Source organism: Ruegeria sp. CDSA077 (assembly GCF_059612265.1).
In genome coordinates, this window is sequence record NZ_JBXWQG010000005.1 from 137,860 (window position 1) to 156,942 (window position 19,083).

At 54.8% G+C, this 19,083-nt stretch carries 16 protein-coding genes and 1 pseudogene; 2 read left to right on the top strand and 15 right to left on the bottom strand.

Going from position 1 to position 19,083, the window contains the following annotated elements:
- Nucleotides 1-5: 5 nt before the first annotated feature.
- The 4 genes from AC2FLE_RS12610 to AC2FLE_RS12625 all read right to left on the bottom strand — a co-directional run bounded on the left by AC2FLE_RS12610 (nt 6) and on the right by AC2FLE_RS12625 (nt 5,778).
- Nucleotides 6-3,122, bottom strand: coding sequence for an efflux RND transporter permease subunit (locus AC2FLE_RS12610; protein ID WP_496697426.1), 3,117 nt, complete (start codon nt 3,120-3,122; stop codon nt 6-8).
- An 8-nt stretch (nt 3,123-3,130) separates the two neighbouring features.
- Nucleotides 3,131-4,231: an efflux RND transporter periplasmic adaptor subunit gene (locus AC2FLE_RS12615; RefSeq protein WP_496697427.1), complete on the bottom strand. Its 1,101-nt coding sequence runs from the start codon at nt 4,229-4,231 to the stop codon at nt 3,131-3,133.
- A 227-nt stretch (nt 4,232-4,458) separates the two neighbouring features.
- Nucleotides 4,459-4,986: a hypothetical protein gene (locus tag AC2FLE_RS12620; RefSeq protein WP_496697429.1), complete on the bottom strand. Its 528-nt coding sequence runs from the start codon at nt 4,984-4,986 to the stop codon at nt 4,459-4,461.
- 219 nt (nt 4,987-5,205) lie between these two features.
- Entirely contained in the window at nt 5,206-5,778 is a 573-nt protein-coding gene (locus tag AC2FLE_RS12625) for a hypothetical protein (RefSeq protein ID WP_299893242.1), read from the bottom strand.
- Nucleotides 5,779-6,246: 468 nt separating this feature from the next.
- Between AC2FLE_RS12625 and AC2FLE_RS12630 the strand changes: the two genes are divergently transcribed.
- Nucleotides 6,247-6,720 carry a hypothetical protein gene (locus tag AC2FLE_RS12630; protein WP_496697431.1) on the top strand — a complete coding sequence of 158 codons (474 nt, stop codon included), beginning with the start codon at nt 6,247-6,249 and terminating at the stop codon, nt 6,718-6,720.
- A 93-nt stretch (nt 6,721-6,813) separates the two neighbouring features.
- On the opposite strand, the pseudogene AC2FLE_RS12635 reads toward AC2FLE_RS12630, so the two are convergent.
- From AC2FLE_RS12635 to AC2FLE_RS12660, 6 genes and pseudogenes are all read right to left on the bottom strand, one after another.
- Nucleotides 6,814-7,083: pseudogene (locus AC2FLE_RS12635) on the bottom strand (integrase core domain-containing protein); the annotation flags it as partial.
- A 708-nt stretch (nt 7,084-7,791) separates the two neighbouring features.
- Nucleotides 7,792-8,367 carry a dihydrofolate reductase family protein gene (locus tag AC2FLE_RS12640; RefSeq protein WP_496697433.1) on the bottom strand — a complete coding sequence of 192 codons (576 nt, stop codon included), beginning with the start codon at nt 8,365-8,367 and terminating at the stop codon, nt 7,792-7,794.
- A gap of 12 nt (nt 8,368-8,379) precedes the next feature.
- Complete coding sequence (locus tag AC2FLE_RS12645) at nt 8,380-8,871, bottom strand: SRPBCC family protein (protein WP_496697435.1); 492 nt, start codon at nt 8,869-8,871, stop codon at nt 8,380-8,382.
- A complete protein-coding gene (locus tag AC2FLE_RS12650; protein ID WP_496697437.1) occupies nt 8,864-9,202 on the bottom strand; it encodes an ArsR/SmtB family transcription factor in 339 nt (112 codons plus the stop codon). The genes AC2FLE_RS12645 and AC2FLE_RS12650 overlap by 8 nt, the downstream gene beginning before the upstream one ends.
- Before the next feature lie 428 nt (nt 9,203-9,630).
- Nucleotides 9,631-12,048 carry a DNA topoisomerase (ATP-hydrolyzing) subunit B gene (gene gyrB / locus AC2FLE_RS12655; RefSeq protein ID WP_271950736.1) on the bottom strand — a complete coding sequence of 806 codons (2,418 nt, stop codon included), beginning with the start codon at nt 12,046-12,048 and terminating at the stop codon, nt 9,631-9,633.
- Between the two features lie 101 nt (nt 12,049-12,149).
- Nucleotides 12,150-12,722 (bottom strand): TetR/AcrR family transcriptional regulator, encoded by a 573-nt coding sequence (locus AC2FLE_RS12660; RefSeq protein ID WP_496697438.1) that lies wholly within the window; start codon nt 12,720-12,722, stop codon nt 12,150-12,152.
- A 99-nt stretch (nt 12,723-12,821) separates the two neighbouring features.
- On the opposite strand from AC2FLE_RS12660, the gene AC2FLE_RS12665 reads away from it, so the two are divergent.
- The gene (locus AC2FLE_RS12665) at nt 12,822-13,388 is read left to right on the top strand and encodes a carboxymuconolactone decarboxylase family protein (protein ID WP_271950739.1); all 567 of its coding nucleotides are present in this window, start codon (nt 12,822-12,824) and stop codon (nt 13,386-13,388) included.
- Here AC2FLE_RS12665 and recF read toward each other — a convergent pair.
- From recF to acuK, 5 genes are all read right to left on the bottom strand, one after another.
- Nucleotides 13,385-14,479, bottom strand: a complete 1,095-nt coding sequence (recF, locus tag AC2FLE_RS12670; RefSeq protein ID WP_496697440.1) for a DNA replication/repair protein RecF — start codon at nt 14,477-14,479, stop codon at nt 13,385-13,387. The genes AC2FLE_RS12665 and recF overlap by 4 nt on opposite strands.
- 39 nt (nt 14,480-14,518) lie before the next feature.
- On the bottom strand, nt 14,519-15,640 hold the full coding sequence (gene dnaN / locus AC2FLE_RS12675; protein WP_271950744.1) for a DNA polymerase III subunit beta: 1,122 nt from the start codon (nt 15,638-15,640) through the stop codon (nt 14,519-14,521).
- Nucleotides 15,641-15,867: 227 nt separating this feature from the next.
- The gene (dnaA, locus tag AC2FLE_RS12680; protein ID WP_142638224.1) at nt 15,868-17,253 is read right to left on the bottom strand and encodes a chromosomal replication initiator protein DnaA; all 1,386 of its coding nucleotides are present in this window, start codon (nt 17,251-17,253) and stop codon (nt 15,868-15,870) included.
- A 549-nt stretch (nt 17,254-17,802) separates the two neighbouring features.
- Complete coding sequence (gene rpsT / locus AC2FLE_RS12685; RefSeq protein WP_281973595.1) at nt 17,803-18,066, bottom strand: 30S ribosomal protein S20; 264 nt, start codon at nt 18,064-18,066, stop codon at nt 17,803-17,805.
- Between the two features lie 227 nt (nt 18,067-18,293).
- A complete protein-coding gene (acuK, locus tag AC2FLE_RS12690) occupies nt 18,294-19,070 on the bottom strand; it encodes an acryloyl-CoA hydratase (RefSeq protein ID WP_142638228.1) in 777 nt (258 codons plus the stop codon).
- Between the last annotated feature and the right edge of the window lie 13 nt (nt 19,071-19,083).

Consider the following 19,083-nt stretch of genomic DNA (forward strand, 5'->3'; position numbering starts at 1 on the left):
CGCAGTTAGCGCGTCCGAAGCGAAACCAGATATTCTTTTGCAGACTGAAACGCTGCATACAGCACTGGGATCATCAAAAGACCAAGTGTGCTGTCGACCACCATACCAAACAGAACGGGATAACCGATGGACACCCGAGCCGCTGCGCCTGCGCCGCTGGACAGGACCAGAGGCAGCACACCGACGATGAAACAAAGGCCGGTCATTGTGACAGGGCGGAACCGGATTTCGGCGGCCTTCAGGGCGGCATCGCGGATGCTGACCCCGGATTGTCTCTGCTGATTGGCGAACTCGACAACCATGATGGCTTTCTTTGCTGCCAGTCCGATCAGCAAGACCATACCGATCTGAGCAAAAATGTTACTGGTGAGAAACGGAAAATACGCAATGGGAATAAGCGCGCCCAACAGTGCAAAGACGGTCGAGGTAATGATCGAAAGCGGCAAGATCCAGCTTTCATACAGGACTGCCAGAAACAGAAAGGCCAGAATCAAGGCCGACAGCATGATGTAGGGCACCATGCCCTGGGATTTAACTTCTTGCTGGGTCACACCGGACCAATCGATCCGAAACCCATCGGGCAGCGTTTTATCCGCGATCTCTTGCATGGCTTTGATGCCCGCGCCCGAGCTGACACCGTTTGCCAATTGCGCGCTGACAGAGGCTGCTGTGAACAGGTTGTACCGGGGGATCGCATCCGGGGCGAGCACGGGCTCGCTGGTCACGAAGTTGCGCAATGGCAGCGACTCACCTGCGGTGTTTTTGACGTAGATATTATCGACGTCATCCAGTGTTTGCCGGAACTGTGCATCGGCTGAGATGACGACCCAATAGACGCGTTCGGACAGGATGAAATTGTCAACGAAATACGTGCTGAGGTTGGCTTGCAGCGCTGTGAAGATGTCTGAAACGCTCACGCCAAGCGCTTCCGCGCGATCCCGGTCGACCGACAGGCGATACTGCGGGGTTTGACCCGAAAAGCTGCCATGTGCGCGGGCAAACTCTGGTGCCGCGTTTAGGGCCGTGACAAACGCATTCATCACTGAATCCAGTTGCTCCCCGTCGCCCTTTTCCAGATCCAGCAGCTCGACCGAAATGCCCCCTGTCGATCCGAGACCATGGATAGTCGGGAACGGAAACACATAGCTTTCCGCCTCAGGCAGAGTTGCCAGCTGTTGATCCAGATCCCGCATGATCGCTTCCCAATGCAGATCCGGGCTTGTGCGTTCATCCCATGGCTTCAGCGTGACAATCGCCATTCCGGCATTCGAACGGGTTCCTGCCAGCATACTGGCACCGGAGACAGTGGTAACGGTGTCCACTCCGGGGGCCTTTTCGATGACCTCACCTGCCTTGGACATGAACGCCTGAGTACGCTGAAGCGATGCCCCATCCGGCAGTGCCATAGCCGCCAGCAAGACGCCGTTGTCCTCTTGAGGGATCAAACCGGTTGGCACGGTCTTGAAGAGATACAGGGTGGCTCCGACACAGGCGACGAACACCAGTAGCGAGACTATGATGTACCGCAACATCAGCGAAACAAGCCGCATATACTGTCGCCTGATCCATGCGACAGCTGCAGGCACAAAACCCAAAGGACCAATCGGTTTCATGCCTGACTTTAGAACCATGGCGCAGAGCACCGGGGCCAATGTCAGCGCATTCACCGCAGACAGCACGAATGCGAAGATGATCGTCGCGGCGAACTGGTAATAGATCGTTCCGGTCACGCCGGGGAAAAAGCACACCGGCACAAAGACCGCGGCAAGCACAAAGGTGGTTGCGATGATCGGCCGGTTGACTTGCGACATCGCTTTGAGCGTGGCCTTGCGCGGATCAAGGCCGTCTTCAGTTACAATCCGTTCGGCATTTTCAATGATGATGATGGCGTCATCGACCACGAGGGTGATGGCCAACACCAATGCAAACAATGTGATCATGTTCGCGCTGAACCCAATCGCATAGATCAGTGCGACCGCACCCAACAGCGAAACTGGGATTGCAATTGCGGGCACAATAGTCGCCCGGAAACTGGCCAGGAAAAGGAACGTAACCGCGATCACCAATCCGGCGGTAAGCGCCAGCGTTTTAAGGATATCCTCGATCGATACGCGAACGGCATCCGTCACGTCATAGGTAATTTCATATGAGACACCTTCGGGAAACTTCCTGGATAGCTCGCCCATTAGGGTATGGATACTATCCGAAATCTCCAAAGCGTTGGCGGTGCTTTCCTGATGCACCGCAATCGCTGCAGTATCCTCGCCATTCAGCTGCGAGGACCCGGCATAGGTGGCAGATCCAAGCTCGATCCGTGCCACATCCTCCAATCGGGTGACCGATCCGTCATCGCCTGTTGCCAGGATGATCCGGCCGAATTCTTCGGCATCCCGCAACAGACCCTCGGCCCGCAGTTTGAACTGAAAATCGGTGCGCGCATCGCCAAAAGGTGGCGCGCCAACCTGTCCGGCGGCCGCAACAACGTTCTGGCTTTCAATCGCATCGGCAATCTCTGACGCGGTGATATTCAGCGCGGCCATACGAACCGGGTTGATCCAGATCCGCATGCTGTATTCCAGTTGCCCGAACTGCGAGACCCCGCCCACCCCTTTCAAACGTTGCAAAGGATCATGCAGGAAATCAGCCGCGTAATTGCTCAGATACAGCTCATCCCGCGATCCGTCCGGCGAGGTCAGGTTGATCACAAGGATCATATTACCGGATTGTTTGGTAACCTCGATCCCCTGCTGTTGCACAACCGATGGCAGTTCCGCGCTTGCCAGGGCGATACGGTTTTGCACTTCGACCGCCGCAACATTGGGATCGGTTCCCAGCTCGAAGGACACGCTCAGCACATAGCTGCCGTCATTCGAGCTTTTGGACTGCATGTACAGCATGCCGTCGATCCCGTTCACCCGCTCCTCGATGGGCGTGGCCACAGATTCCTGAATAACCTGCGCATCTGCGCCCGGATAATTTGCGGATACATAGATCTGCGGTGGTGTGATGTTTGGATATTCCGAGATTGGCATCAGCCGGACACAGACCGCGCCAAAAAGAACCATCAGGATTGAAATCACGGCAGCAAAATGCGGACGATTGATGAAATAGTGAGAGATCAAGCCCTTACCTAACTCTGACTATCGACCGGTTTTACGACCAACCCATCATGTATCTTCTGCAATCCCTGCACAACGACCCGATCCCCATCTTTCAGGCCAGAGTTCACTTGGGTTCTGGTCGCGGTTTGGGTGCCGATCTCAATATTTGTGCGATGAACCGTGTTTTTGTCATCCACGGAAAACACGAAATAACCCTGCTTGTCGAACTGCACCGCATTGCGCGGCACGGTCAGAACCTTGGCATCGTCCGAGCCACTGAGCGCAACGATGACAAGCTGACCGGGAATAAGAAGCCCGTCCGGATTGGCGAACGTTGCCCTCAGCTCGATTGTATCCGTGTCCTGACTGACGCTGTCACCCACATAGGTTACCTTGCCTTCGGTTCCAAAAGTCTGACCATCGGCAAGGGTGATCTGCGTCGCCAGTTTGATGCCCTGCGCAGTGATCGACCCGTTGCGGCGTTCGCGCAGCAAAACAGGTTCACTGACGAAAAAACTTACCAGAATGGGATCAACGCTGGTGACCGTCGCAAGAACACCACTGTCAGTGTCGACAATGTTGCCCGCATCAACCGAAGACAACCCGATCCGCCCGTCCAGGGGGCTGGCGATTTCGGTGTAGTCCAGATCAATTTGCGCGATCTTCAGCGCGGCCTGAGCCTCATCAACACCCGCCTGACTTTCAGCATAGGTGGCCAAGGCAGTATCCAGAACTGATTGGGCGATATCGCCTTTGTCAAACAAGGTCTGCTGTCGATCCAGCGCGGCCTTGTCGCTTTGTGCGCTGGCCTGAGCGCTTTTCAAAGCGGCTTTAGCACTTTCGACACTTGCGGCGTATTTCCTCTTTTCGATCCTGAACAGAACGTCACCTTTTTTGACCGTTCCACCTTCGGTAAAGTTGACCTCTTGCAGAACGCCTGCGACTCTCGCCTGCAGGTCGACGCTCTGGTCTGCAATGACGCGCCCTACAAACTCATCCTGTTTCTGCAATTCCTGTTTCGCCGCTTTAGCAACCACAACACTGGGGGGCGGCGGGTCCGATTGAGCGACGACAGGGCTCGCCAGTACAAGCACAGCTAGCGTGCTAAGAAATATGGCAATGGAATTCATCAAGCGCTCGGCGGTTTGGTCGGGGGTGCTTAAGCACTATCCACATCCGAGTTCGGTGGCGCAACGTAAATCTGTCAACTCGCCTGCCTGAAGAGGCCGCCAATTACCTCAACAATTTCCAAATACGCTTCATGCAACTTTTTGGGGAAAGCTATAACGGCCCAAGCGTCCCGAACTCGAGCTCACCTCGCCAGAACTAGCCTCACGAGGTGAACCGGATCTATCCGCTATTTCGGGTCGTTTGGGTTAATCATGTACGGTATGGGATCACCTGTCGCAAACTCAACCAAATCGGAATAGCAGACAAGGCAGTCATCAATCACGATGTATGCCTGGTCAATCTCGGTGATTTCCTCGCCCTCGATAAGTTTGTACCCGAACTCAAAATCCTCACCTGATGCCCTTGGGTTCGTCAATTCAACGATCAATGAAACGGGATTGCCGTCTTGCTGGCCCACCAAAGCAGCGTTTGGAGGATCGGCAGCGAAGCTATCGTCTCCCTCGCTCCAGATTTTGACAAGATGTTCACTTGGGATAGCTGCGGCGGCCCGGTGCGGCCGATCCGTGAACATAATGAGGTTCTTGTCAGCCCCCACCAGCGTGAGCACACCGTCGGACATCGCGGCCTTGTCGCTGTGCTGTACAAGGAGAACGCTTTCCGCAGACGTAAAGTCTTGGGATGAGTCCGCGATTGCTGCGGTTCCAAAGCCAACTGTGGCAATCGCGATGGAAAAAAGTTTGATGTTCTGATTCATTTTTTGATCCTAGATAAAAGCATCCTGAGAACAGAGTGTTTGCTTTGGTTTGCGTAAGAAGGTCTATTGTCTCCTGAGTTACGATAGGTGATATCGTTCAAACTGTTCATTAGAATCCTCCGATCGCTGATTGCGCGACAGCCAACTGGCTTTAACGAATTCTTCATCTGCGTATGAAATTTTTCGTTAAAAACCGGTTAGCCTGCTCTAAGGGGCAGGCTAGTTGCCGGTTACCTCAGCCCCATCAGTATCAATCGTAACTGCTGTTGAAATTTGGCTGCTGCCCGTTGCACCGGCGCCCACCATATCATTCGCGAACCCTTGGGCCCAGAGAGTCCAAGTAGAACCGTCTATCACCACGTAGGGGTTTTCGATTGAAGTTTGTTCGTCACCTTTGATGACCTTGTATTGATAACTCATCGCACCATCGCTAAGCGCTGGGTCTGTTATCTCGACAATCAAGGAAACGGGTTTCCCATCTTCGGTTTCGCCGACCAGTGCGGCATTCGGCGGATCGGCGGCAAAACTATCGTCCCCTTCTCCCCATCTCGTTACAAGCTCAGACACCGGTATTGTGGATGCAGCCCGATGAGGTCGATCAGTAAACACGACGATGCTGTTGTCCGCGCCCTCCAGTGTAAGTGTTGTGCCTGCAAACGTCGCCATATCTGCATGCTGAACAAACAAAAAGCTTTCAGGTGCAGTCTTGTCCTCTGATGTTTGCGCCAAGCCCGCGGTCGCGATCATACCTGTCATCATTGCTGTTCCGAGAATTCTTGCTGTCGTTATCATCTCATACTCCCTAAGCGGCTTGCTGCATCTGGGTAAATTCAAGCAGACCATTACACGAAGAACATGGTTCTTAAGACATGTTCGCTCTTTTTAAGTTCGCGTGCGCCATCACGCGTTTCAAGAGACATGGAACAGTCTTAACCAAACAACCACAAAGTGAAATCGAAATCATGTGAAACCGGCTGAGTGATCTTTCAATTCTCGTCAGTAAATCAGCGCACGGCGTCAAACATCTCGTTTCTTCGCCCAACTTCGGGTATTAGTTTACATTTCTGGGGCGAATTAATCACTCTTAACGAAACGCAAAGATTGAAGCCGAGTCAGATTGCATAATATCGTCTGGTTACACATGGGAAACTGCGTTTTAGCGGAGTTGCTGCATGTATGTCGCCCTTCTGCATTAGAACGACGTCAATTCTGAATGACGACGACGATGAAACAATGGAATCTTCACGCGGGAGCAAAAACTTGAAGAAAGAACTATTCTCTACAGCGCTAATAGGGATTCTATTGGCAACTTTGGCTATGGCCGAAGATACAGATAAGAAAACCTACCTATTTGTTGAATCCGCAAACAAAGCTGAACTCGCAGATGGAAAACTTGTTCTGTACGGTGTCGATGATGAAGTGTCGGTGTTTTCTGACCGACCCTACCGGAGCGCAGGCGTCATAACACGCGACCACTTCTTTGATGTCTGGAGCACTGGCCAAAACAGTTTTGACGCAAACCCACCAAACGCCGCGTTGTCAGGTGAGGTTGATGGCAAATCCCAAGTGGTAATCATCGAAATCTCGTCACCTGAGGTCACTGTCGACAAAGTTTCATACAGCTACAATTTAATCCAGGGGGATGAGATTCCATCACTGGATAATGTGGTAATGTTCATCGACAGTTGGTCTTGGCGCGAACCTTACACCGGTCCAGATGGTAGTTTGCCATAAAGAAGAGCCAGTCGAAGATTGTTTGAAATTCCGCCACCCAAACATAATTTGCGCTGCGTGTAACCTGGACGAACCCGCGGGACACTTTTCGGGTTATTGTAGATTGTCTCTAAGAGCTTCGTAAGGTGTCTGGCCGTTGTGCGCGACATGTGGCCCTGCGAAGTTGTAAAACCGCTCCCATTCATCGAGTTTGGCATCGAGATCTACGTCGCCTTTATAATTGAGAAGCTGATAGAATTCTTGTTGATCGGACCGGTGAGATCGCTCCGCTTTCCCGTTGAGTTGTGGCGTTCCATGTTTGATGTAGGCGTGTCGAATGCCCTTATCTTCGACATGCCAATGAAATTTGGCTTGGAATTCGTGACTTGCTCTGAAAGAAGACATTCGTGCATGCGCAGCGAAGTGTCGCTTTGTCCGCATAGCTGCTGTCTAAGACAAAAACACTGCATCTTAGATTAAAAATCCGCTTCCTGTGCATTGCTGCCGTCACTGAGTCCTAGTGCTGCGCTAGCAGCGAAGGTCTGCTTGGTGGCCGACTCCACCAACTCTGATCCTTGGAGGAACGTCTGTTTTATCCGAGGTAGGATGACGGTGGAATATTCGTATAGGGATGGGTGCCGTCATTTGTCGCGTTTGGCATCAACCCTGCTTCTTGAAAATACTCGTGATTGCCCTTGAGCTGGCACCAACACGATGACCATGCTTTATGACAGATCAGGCACATTAATAAGGTAGACGAAAACCATACCAGAACGTTTTGAGCGCCACCGTCAAGCTTGGACACAAGAAGAAATTCAAAAATTGCACCTACTGGTGTCAAAGGGCATGGGCTTGAAAGCCATAGCCAAAGCTCTCACACGCTCTGAGGAATCGACCAAGAGCAGAGCGAAACTTGACAAGATAAAGATCAAGAAAGCACGTTGATCTTGGTGCACTTAGTGTACTTCTGTCGTTCTTTGCAGCCGCGACCAATGGCTTCTTTGGGCTGCGAACAATCAATTGAGCTGAGCGTATAGCATGGTGGCAACGAGCCCAGTTTCACGGCTGCTATGTGGAGATAGAGTGATCACTTTAGGGCCGGTAGAACTGCATCGTTGCACCATTTCCGCAGTGTTCAAATCTAGTGAGCTCTAGTTGGCATGATGGGCTGCCGTTCTGGAAAAGACGCTTTCCGCTACCGACAACCACAGGGAAAACCAACAAGCGGAACTCGTCGATAAGACTATGGGCCAGAAGCGTTTGTATCAGCCGGGCACTGCCATGCACCTGTAAAAGAGGCCCATCCCTCGCCTTCAAAGCCGAGATTTCGCCGATAACGTCAACGTTGATCGGGTGCGAGTTTTCCCAGCGCAAACTGTCAGGCTGCGAAGTAACGACGTATTTCCTGGCGCCATTCATTCGGTCTGAAAGAGCGGACTTTGGTGCACCCGGCCAATGGTCCGTGAAGATGTCGTAGGTGTTGCGACCAAAAACCATGTCATATGGTTCGGACATGGCGTGACGCTCGACTTTGTCCATCACGCCGTCCCAATAAGGGGCAGCCCAGCCTGCATTTACAAACCCATCAGACGGGTCTTCGTCTGGCATACTCGGGGATTGCATCACGCCATCGAGCGTCACGAATGTCAGAATGGCAAGCTGTCGCATGCGTCCTACCTGTCAGCTAACTTCTCTTGCAGAAAGATACTCAGCGAGCTTGTCAAAGGCCTGATTCCAGCCACCGGCACCTGCTGTGCCCGCCTCAACACCGATGTGGACCATGGTCATCAAAGTTTTGCCATTCGCTTCAGAGAGTTCAATAATGATCTCGGTGATGTCAGGAAAGTCATCAGGCATGCCCATCGCCTGAGGTGTGATAAGGGTGCCATCCTCATCACACATACTCTCCGTATAGACGAGGCGATGCGGACGGGTGACTTCTTTGTACACACCCGTGAACCACATTTTCATGGGTCGCTCGGCGGACGTCATTTCCATGCAAACCTTACGAGTGCCGCCAACAACCACGTCCATTTCGGCTACTGGAACCGACATGCCACGGGGTCCATACCATGCACTAAACAGGGCCGGGTCAGTCCACATGTCCCAGATGGTGCCAATCGGGGCGTCAAATTCTCGCTCGATCTTTATCCATTTCTTCTCGTCATTCATCTGGTGTTTCCTTCATTCCATTCAGAATTCTTTCCATTGCGTCGAACCGAGCTTCCCAGATGAAACGGTATTGGTCGGTCCAGCTTGCAACGGCCTCCAGCGGTTTTGTGTCCAAAGCACAAGGGCGGAACTGAGCATCCTTGCCACGTAAGACTAAGCCAGCAGCCTCCAGTACCCGGATATGTTTGGAAATCGCGGGCAAGGTCGCATCGAAGGGTTCTGCAAGCTCGTTCACAGTCGCTGTGCCTTTGGCCAATCGGGCCAGAATCGCGCGCCTCGTCGGGTGGGCCAGTGCGGAAAAAGCTGCATCAAGTTGTTCATCACCTGTCATGGTGACATATTATACCATATTGTTAATTAATCAACTGGTATAATAGGGTTCTGCAAATACGTGTTCGCATTCGCCGCTTTTGCGCGGCTTACCTGTAAATCAGACCAAGGTAGTTGCCAGCGCCTATGCCTGCTCGCCTCCCTGCTTGCGGATCGACCAAGCCCGCATTGGGCTGACAACCGTCATTGCTTGCGATGGTGCCTATGGCGGCTTCGTCCCGCATCTCGGAAACTGCAAAGTCTAGTTTTGAAAGTCTGCTTCAAGCTGGAAGCGGCCATCCGAAAACCTTCCCCGGCAATACGGCGATGGCGCGAAACAAGCAAAGAATGAGACCCGAAGATATGGAACCTCGAACTAAGAAAGTTGAAGGTTAATGCGCCCAGAGTTTTGGGCCAAAAATGCAAATCTTTGGGCGCACATACAAAAATTCAGAAGTCCAGGTTTTCGACGCTCAGAGCATTTTTCTGTATGAATTCACGGCGCGGTTCCACGACATCACCCATCAATTTAGTAAACAGGTCATCAGCTTCGAGCATATCATTCACCCGTACCTGCAACAGCGTCCTTGCATCCGGGTCCAACGTGGTTTCCCACAGCTGATCTGGGTTCATCTCGCCCAGTCCCTTATAGCGCTGCAGGGACAGGCCCTTTTCACCCTCTTCCAGAATGGCACGCAACAGGTCCAGCGGACCGTGGATGGCCTGCGACCGGTCGCGGCGGATCAGGGTTGCGGATGTGTTATAGATCTCCTGCAGGCTTTGGGTAAAACTGCCGGTCTTGCGCGCTTCGCCCGAGCGCAGCATCGGGCCATCCAGCGTACGCACCTCTTCAACGCCGCGCAGGATACGAGCCAGGCGGATGCCGTGATCCTGCGTGATCCGACCCTGCCAGCCACGTTCGTATTCCAATGCGATCAGGTCAAGACGGGCTGCGACCTTGTCGGCCACGCCTTGCAGATCGGCATCAACCGCACCGGGGACAAAGGCACCGGCCACGGCGGCCTGTTCCAGAATGTGACGCGGATAGTGCGTCGGGAATGCATCCAGAACGCGTTTCAGCTGGCGCGCTTCGTCAACCACGCGCGCCAAGTCCTGGCCGGTCAATTCCTCGCCCGAACCCAGTTTCAGCACCGCACCCTCGACGCCCTGATTGATCAGGTAGTCATCCAATGCCGCCTGATCTTTCAGATACACCTCGGACTTACCGCGCGCGACCTTATAAAGCGGCGGCTGCGCGATATACAGGTATCCGCCCTCGATCAGCTCTGGCATCTGCCGGAAGAAGAAGGTCAACAACAGCGTCCGGATATGTGCGCCATCCACATCCGCATCCGTCATGATAACGATCTTGTGGTAGCGCAGCTTTTCGATATTGAACTCATCGCGGCCAATGCCCGTGCCCAGCGCCATTACCAGATTACCGATTTCCTGGCTCGACAGCATCCGGTCGAACCGTGCGCGCTCCACGTTCAGGATTTTCCCACGCAGCGGCAACACGGCCTGTGTCAAACGATCCCGACCCGTCTGAGCCGAGCCACCAGCCGAGTCCCCCTCGACCAGGAAAACTTCGGTCTTTGACGGGTCCTTCTCGGAACAATCCTTCAGCTTGCCAGCCAGATAGTTCACATCCATCGCCGTTTTGCGGCGGGTCAGTTCACGGGCTTTTCGTGCGGCTTCACGGGCCAGAGCAGCCTCGATGATTTTGCCCACGATGATTTTGGCTTCATTTGGGTTTTCCTCAAACCATTCAGCCAGCTTCTCGTTCACCATCCCTTCGACCGCAGGGCGGACCTCGGAACTGACCAGCTTGTCTTTGGTCTGTGAGGAAAACTTTGGATCCGGTACTTTGACCGACAACACGCAGGTCAGGCCCTCGCGCGCGTCATCGCCGGTAAAGCTGACCTTTTCCCTTTTCGCAATGCCGCTAGATTGGGCATAGTTGTTGATCGTGCGGGTCAGCGCACCCCGGAAACCCGCAATATGAGTACCGCCATCGCGCTGAGGTATGTTGTTGGTAAAGGGAAGAACCGACTCGTGATAGCTGTCATTCCACCACATCGCGATTTCGACACCGATATCGTCCCGCTCACCCTTGATATAGATCGGCTCGGGCATGGCAGACGACTTTGACCGGTCGAGGTATTTGACGAATTCCTTCACGCCGCCCTCATAAAACAGCTCGGTTTCCAGCCGTTCTGCGGGGCGTTCGTCGACCAGGATGATCCGCACACCCGAATTCAGGAAGGCAAGCTCGCGCAGGCGCTTTTCCAGCGTCTCGAACGAGTATTCGAGGTTCGAGAACGTATCAGTCGAGGCCAGAAAGCGCACCTCGGTCCCCGTACGGTCACCACATTCGCCGACCACTTTCAGATGCTCGACGGTTTCGCCCCCTTCGAACCGGGCAACATGTTCTTTGCCCTTGCGCCAGACGCGCAGTTCCAACCAGTTGGACAGCGCATTCACAACCGAAACGCCCACGCCGTGCAGACCACCAGACACTTTGTACGAGTTGCTGTCGAACTTACCGCCCGCATGCAGCTGAGTCATGATGACCTCGGCGGCGGACACGCCTTCTTCGGGATGGATATCCACCGGAATCCCGCGACCGTTGTCGCTGACTGAGACGCTGGAATCGGCGTGAATTTTCACTGTCACATGGTCGGCATGACCGGCCAGAGCTTCGTCAATTCCGTTGTCGACAACCTCATACACCATATGGTGCAGACCCGAGCCGTCATCGGTGTCGCCGATATACATGCCTGGGCGCTTTCGAACTGCCTCTAAGCCTTTGAGAACCTTGATTGAATCCGCGCCGTATTCTTGCGGTGCCTGTGCGTCTTCGGACATGCCGTTAGTACCTATATTATTTTGGTAACTTATACGTTCTCTGGTGGGGAATGTCACGCGATCCCCCAATATTTTGTGCCAGAGTTTGGATTTTCAGCCGATCAAAGCTGATCGAGGTCTGCGGCGATATCTGCGGCGATTTCCTTGGCGTTGACGTCGCTGCGTTCAGCGGACAATCGCAGGCCCAACAGGTCGGATTGATAGCGCGCCGCAAGCCGCTCTGGATCGTGGTCAGGACCGATCTCTCGGGCCTGTTGCGCCTGTCTAAACAGCGTTGCAAAACATTGCTTCATCTCAGCCATATGCCGGCTGGCTTTCTGCGCTAGCTGGTGATCCCTGGCCTGCAATTCGGCAAAGGTCTTGGCGAGCATACAGGCCTGCACCGGCGTTTGGCTGGAATCGATCACAATCTGCGGCTGCGTCTTTAACGCGGCCAGCGGCCCGATGTCTTCTGCCAGCGCTGTCAGCCGCGCTACACCGTCCTGCGTGTAACGTTCCAGCGCCAGCGCATAAAGCGCGTCTTTCGACCCAAAGGCCGCATAGAAACTGCCCGGTTTCAACTTCAGCTCGCGCTCCAGATCCTTCAACGACGTCCCGGCCCAGCCATGGCGCCAGAATATGTCGCGGGCCTGCGCGATCAGCGCGTCTCGGTCATAGGTAGGTTTGCGGGGCATCGACATCACCAATTCTTGAACGGTCACTCAAATATATACTTGAGTGATCACTCAAGAAAGACTATTTCCAACTCAGACATCAAAAAATGGAGCATCCACATGGCCGATTTCCCATCCCACGACCTGACCACCGCGCCCGAAGCATCCAAACCTTTGCTGGAAAAATCTCAGGCCGCGTTTGGCCGCCTGCCCGGCCTGCATAAGGTGATGGCCGAAAGCCCGCAGCATCTGGAAGGCTATCAGGTTCTGCACGGTCTCTTCATGCAGACCGATTTCGACAATGACGAAAAAACCGTCGTCTGGCAGACCATCAATGTCGAGAACGAGTGCCACTATTGCGTGCCGGCCCATACCGGCATCGCCAAGATGATGAAGGTGTCGGATGACATCACTGATGCCTTGCGCAACGAAACCGCGCTGCCCAATGCCAAGCTCGAGGCTCTGCGGACGTTCACTTTGCAAATGATGCAGTCCCGCGGCAATCCGACCGATGCGCAGCTGCAAGCCTTCTTTGACGCCGGGTATTCGCACCGTGCCGTGTTGGATGTGGTGCTGGGCCTGGCGCAAAAAACCATGTCGAACTACGTCAATCACATGGCACAAACCCCAGTTGACGAAGTAATGCGCGGCTTCTTGTGGGAACGTAAGGTCAGCGAACCGGCCTAATCGACGATCGAGCCCTCATCACCTTCGGTGACAACCAAGGTCTGGGCCCGGTCCCCCAATTCTGCAAACAGTTCAGGCCCGGTCCCCGTCATCCAGGCCTGAGCCCCCAACGCGCAAATCTCTTCATAAAGCGCGGCGCGGCGCCCGGCATCCAGATGGGCGGCAACCTCATCCAGCAACACAATCGGCGGCGCCCCGACCAACCCGGCCAGTGCCCGCGCGTTGGACAGGATCAGGGACACAAGCAGCGCCTTTTGCTCACCGGTTGAACAATCTTTGGCCGGAACGCCTTTGGCGGCAAAGACGCCATACAGATCCGACCGGTGCGGCCCGACCAGCGTCCGCCCCGCCGCAAGATCGCGAAAGCGGCTTTCATTCAACGCTTCGCACAGGTCCTCCGCCGTTTCCGGCATGGCGCCTTCGGTTTGAACCAGTTCAAGATCAGCCGACGGAAAGGCCGTTTCAGCCTGGTCCTGTGCAGCACGCAGATGATTCAGCGCGGCCACTCGTGCCAAATGAATACGATGCCCAGTCTCGGCCATCTGCCCTTCCAGCGCCGCGTACCAATGGGCATCACGCACCTGCTCTTTCAGCAGCCGGTTTCGTTCGCGCATGGATTTTTCATAAATCAGGGATGCTTCGGCATGGGAGGGATCAAAGCTCAGCGCGATGCGATCGAGAAATCGCCGCCGCCCCTCGGCGCCTTCAATCCACAGCCGGTCCATCGACGGGATCAGCCAGACGACCCGCGCCAGTTTACCCAGATCAATCTGACTGGCGGATTTGCCATCAATCCGAACCTGCCGCGCCGTGCCGCCTTCGGACCATGTCTCGATCTCGTAATGCTGTCCCTGCGCTTGCAGCAGACCGGATAGCTTCCAGCCCAGCGCCTCGGGCCGCCGCGTCATCTCGGCAGCACTGGCCCGCCGCATGCCACGGCCGGGTGAAAACATCGAAACAGCTTCAAGGATATTGGTCTTACCCGCGCCGTTGGGTCCGTGAATGGCAACCGGACGGCCATCCAGCGACAAACGCGCCAGTTTGTGAGAGCGAAAATGCGAGACCGTCAGTTCGGTCAGGGCCAAGGTCATGACCCCTCTCTTTCCTCAGCGATCAGCCCCCAAAGCCGATCAGACACGCATCGGCATGACCACATAGACCGCGCTCAGGTCATTGCCTTCGCGCATCAGGGTCGGATCACCAGCGGAGTTGAACAGGAACACCGCGTTTTCGCGATCTACCTGAGAAGCAATTTCCAGCAGGTATTTTGCGTTGAAACCGATCTCGAGCCGTTCATCTGAATATGCGACGGCCAATTCTTCCTCGGCTGCACCGCTGTCCGGTGCATTGACCGAAAGAACCAACTTATCCGTGTCCAGCTGTAGCTTGACCGCGCGCGAACGTTCCGACGAGACCGTCGCAACCCGGTCGACGGCCTGCGCAAACTCAGCCGCATCCACTTCCAGTTGCCGCGTGTTGCCCTGCGGGATGACCCGTGTGTAGTCGGGGAATGTGCCGTCGATCACCTTCGAGGTCAGCGTGATATCCGGCGTTGCGAAACGCACCTTGGTTTCGCTGACGGAAACGGCGATATCCATCTCGTCATCGTCCAACAGCTTGCGCATCTCACCCACGGTTTTGCGCGGCACGATCACGCCGGGCATATCCGCAGCCCCATCCGGAAGGTCTGCGTCAATGCGCGCCAGACGGTGACCATCGGTGGCCACACAGCGCAGCACCTTGCCGCCTTCGGAGCCATCTGAAACATGCATATAGACGCCATTCAGATAGTACCGCGTCTCTTCGGTTGAGATGGCGAATTTCGATTTGTCGAACAAACGGCGCAGCAATGCTGCCGAAGCCGTAAAGTTCGACTGGTATTCCGATGATGCCATAACTGGGAAATCTTCTTTCGGCAGAGTCGCCAGAGAGAAGTTCGATCGCCCGGCTTCAACCGTCAGACGACCTGCCGCACTGTCGGCGGTCAGGGTGACCAGCGCGCCATCGGGCAGTTTGCGCACAATCTCGTGCAGGGTTGTGGCGGCAACCGTGGTGGCGCCGGCCTTTTCCACCTGCGCAGGGGCCTTGTCGACCACTTCGATATCCAGATCGGTGGCGCGGAACATGGCCTGATCGCCTTCGGCCTCGATCAGAACATTAGCAAGTATAGGGATCGTGTTGCGTCGTTCGACGACGGATTGGGCCTGGGAAACGGCCTTGAGAAGGGTGCCGCGTTCGATGCTGATCTTCATACCCTTAATTCCTCTGACTTGCGTGCCGAAAATGGGCGGGACTGGCACGTTAGCGCCTCCGCCCCGAGGCACAAGGATTTTTTATGGATTTCTGAGTCGGTTTGCCCGCAGGGTCAAGAGGCGCGTGACCCTGCGGTCACAGTTCATAGCCAACCGTGGACTATTGCGCACAAAAAAACGCCCCGGCCATCAAGATCCGGGGCGCCTGTTTAATGCCTAGAAGATACTCAGGCTTCCAGCGCGCGACGCAGCATTTCCACGTCTTCGGCGATTTGGCCATCGGTTGTCTTCAGTTCTTCGATGCGTTTGACGCCATGCATGACCGTGGTGTGATCGCGTCCGCCAAACCGACGGCCAATCTCGGGCAAAGAGCGGCTGGTCAGCTGTTTGCACAGATACATCGCCACCTGACGCGGGCGCGCATAGGAGCGCAAACGCTTGGGGCCTATAATGTCGCTAAGGCGGATATTGTAATATTCTGACACTTTGCGCTGAATCTCTTCGACGGTAATCTTGCGTTCTGACGCGCGCAGCACGTCCGCCAGGCAATCCTGCGTCAGCTCCATGTCGATCTCTCGCCCGACAAGCGAGGCAAAGGCAAACAGCCGGGTCAAGGCCCCTTCCAAAACACGCACATTGGTCGAGATGCGATGGGCCAAGAATTCCAGTACCCCATCTACGATAGTCACGTCAGGATAGGTGCGGCTGTATTGCTGAACCTTGGTTTGCAGGATGCCCAGACGCAGTTCGTAATCGGTGGGATGCAGATCGACGACCAGACCACATTGCAGGCGTGATTTCACACGGTCCTCCAGGTCCTTGATCTCGCCCGGGGCGCGGTCGGCCGAGATGATGATCTGTTTGTTCTGGTCTACCAGCGCGTTGAAGGTGTGAAAGAACTCTTCCTGAGTCGAATCCTTTCCAGCGATAAACTGGACGTCATCAACCATCAACACATCGACCGAACGGAACAGGTGTTTGAAGTCCATCATCCGGCGTTCCCGCAGCGCCTGCACAAAGCGGTACATGAATTGTTCCGCCGATAGGTACAGAACATTCAATTCGGGATGTTTGGTCTTTAGTTCCCAGGCGATGGCATGCATCAGGTGGGTTTTACCCAGGCCGACACCGCCATACAGAACCAGCGGGTTAAAAGTCACGGGGCCACCTTCGGACACACGACGCGCGGCGGCATGGGCCAGCTCGTTGGGCTTGCCGACAACAAAGCTGTCAAACGTGAAACGAGAATCCAACGGCGCCGCCTGCAGGGATTCCAACGCATCATTTGCGGTCGCGGATAAAGTCTGCGTTTGCGCTTCCTGAACGCGGGCAGGCGCAGTTGCCACGTCGTTCGAAGGACGTACCGGAGAGTTCGCTGCCACTCGGAACGCAAGGCGCTGTACAGATTCTCCGGCGGTGTTCATCTCATACAGGATAAGATCCGCAAAATTCTGGCTCACATAATTGCCCATAAAGTTCGTCGGAACCGAGAACACCGCTACACCGTCCTGCAGCTCTTGGAATTCAAGAGGCTCGATCCAGGTGGTATAGTTGTTCTTTCCGATCGCCTTGAGCAGTTTGTTACGCAGTAGTCCCCATTTCTCTTGTGTCATTAAGCGCCTCACGCATCCCATTCTTTATTGGCCTGTCGGCCTTATTACTAAGCCCCGGTCGCCCGGATCACGATGTCACTCGCAAAAGGATACCCTGCGCCAAACCGCAGAAGTTTGGCGGGTTTGTCCCTGAAAGTCAGCACAATCCAAACTCGTGACATCCAGCACCTGAATATCCCGAAAAGCGGCCTGCGCTTCGCAATCTTATCTTTAGACAGGGCTCGGATCCTCGGTTACCCCAAGACCCTCAGCAGATCAGCAAACCGGTTTATCCGGATGCCAACATTCGTTCCTCGACCGCTCTGATGCCCGTCAGTACAATCGTAGGAACAGCCTGTCCCCCCAAGCGAGTGAATCGCTGTATCAGTGGTAACAAGAGGCCGACGTCTGCGGCAACGAAACTCTGATATTGACTCGGGTCTTTGTGCGAAAGAATCTCTCGGCAACGTGAAGACGCGGTATTCTGGCAACAGCAAAAGGGCGCCGCGATATGCGACGCCCTTCGGAATAGTTCAGCCATGCTTACGTGACCCTAGGTCACATAAAGACTCAGCCCAGCGATTTAACGCGGGCCGACAGACGGGACATTTTGCGGGAGGCTGTGTTCTTGTGGAAGACGCCTTTGGTGACGCCGCGCATCAGTTCGGGCTGAGCTGCGCGCAGAGCAGCAGTTGCTGCGTCCTTGTCACCGGATGCGATTGCTTCTTCTACTTTGCGCAGATAGGTGCGGATACGCGAACGACGCGCTTTGTTAACGGCGAAACGCTTTTCGTTCTGACGAGCGCGTTTTTTTGCCTGGGGCGAATTTGCCATGTGTCTCTGACCTTTGTTCGGTACGTTTATGTAGTAAGCGCGCCACGGATATCCGCACCGGATCAGAATCACGAGTGTGAGTCGGGCCAAGCGGGCCGCACGCGCATGTATAGCGGCGGTGCATAGACAAGTTTTGAGGCTTTGCCAAGCCGATTCTGTACTGCTGAACCGCGGGCAAGAAAAAGGCGGGCTCAGCCCGCCAGTTCGATACATATTTCGTGGCCGGTTTACTTGTCCCGGAATTGAGCCGAGCGTTTTTCCAGAAAGGCTGCCATGCCTTCTTTCTGGTCCTCGGTGGCGAACATCGAATGGAACACCCGGCGCTCGAACAACATACCTTCGCTCAACGGCACTTCATAGCTGCGGTTGACCGCCTCTTTTGCCGCCATCGTCGACAGTTGCGATTTCTCGGCAATTTTCTGGGCCACGCCAATGGCTTCTTCGATCAACTTCTTAGCCGGTACAATCCGGCTGACAAGACCAGAACGTTCAGCCTCTTCCGCGTCCATGAAGCGACCAGTCAGATTCATGTCCATCGATTTTGATTTGCCGACGAACCGGGTCAGACGTTGACTGCCGCCCAGCCCAGCAATAACGCCCAGATTGATTTCAGGCTGGCCAAATTTGGCAGTATCGGCGGCAATGATGAAATCGCACAGCATCGCCAATTCACAGCCACCGCCCAGCGCATAACCCGCAACTGCGGCAATGATAGGTTTGCGGATGGCCGAGATACGATCGTTGGCCTCGGCAAACAGGTTGACAGTGAAGACGTCAACAAAGCTCATCTCGGACATTTCCTTGATGTCCGCACCTGCGGCAAAGGCCTTGTCCGAGCCGGTGATGACGACGCAGCGTACCTTGTCGTTTCCATCCGCCTCTTCCAACGCGGTGCACAATTCACCCAGCAACTGAGTGTTCAGCGCATTCATCGCATCGGGGCGGTTGAGTTTGATGAGGGCGACGTGGTCTTCGATTTCGACGATGATCGTCTCAAAAGCCATGAGTTAAAGCTTC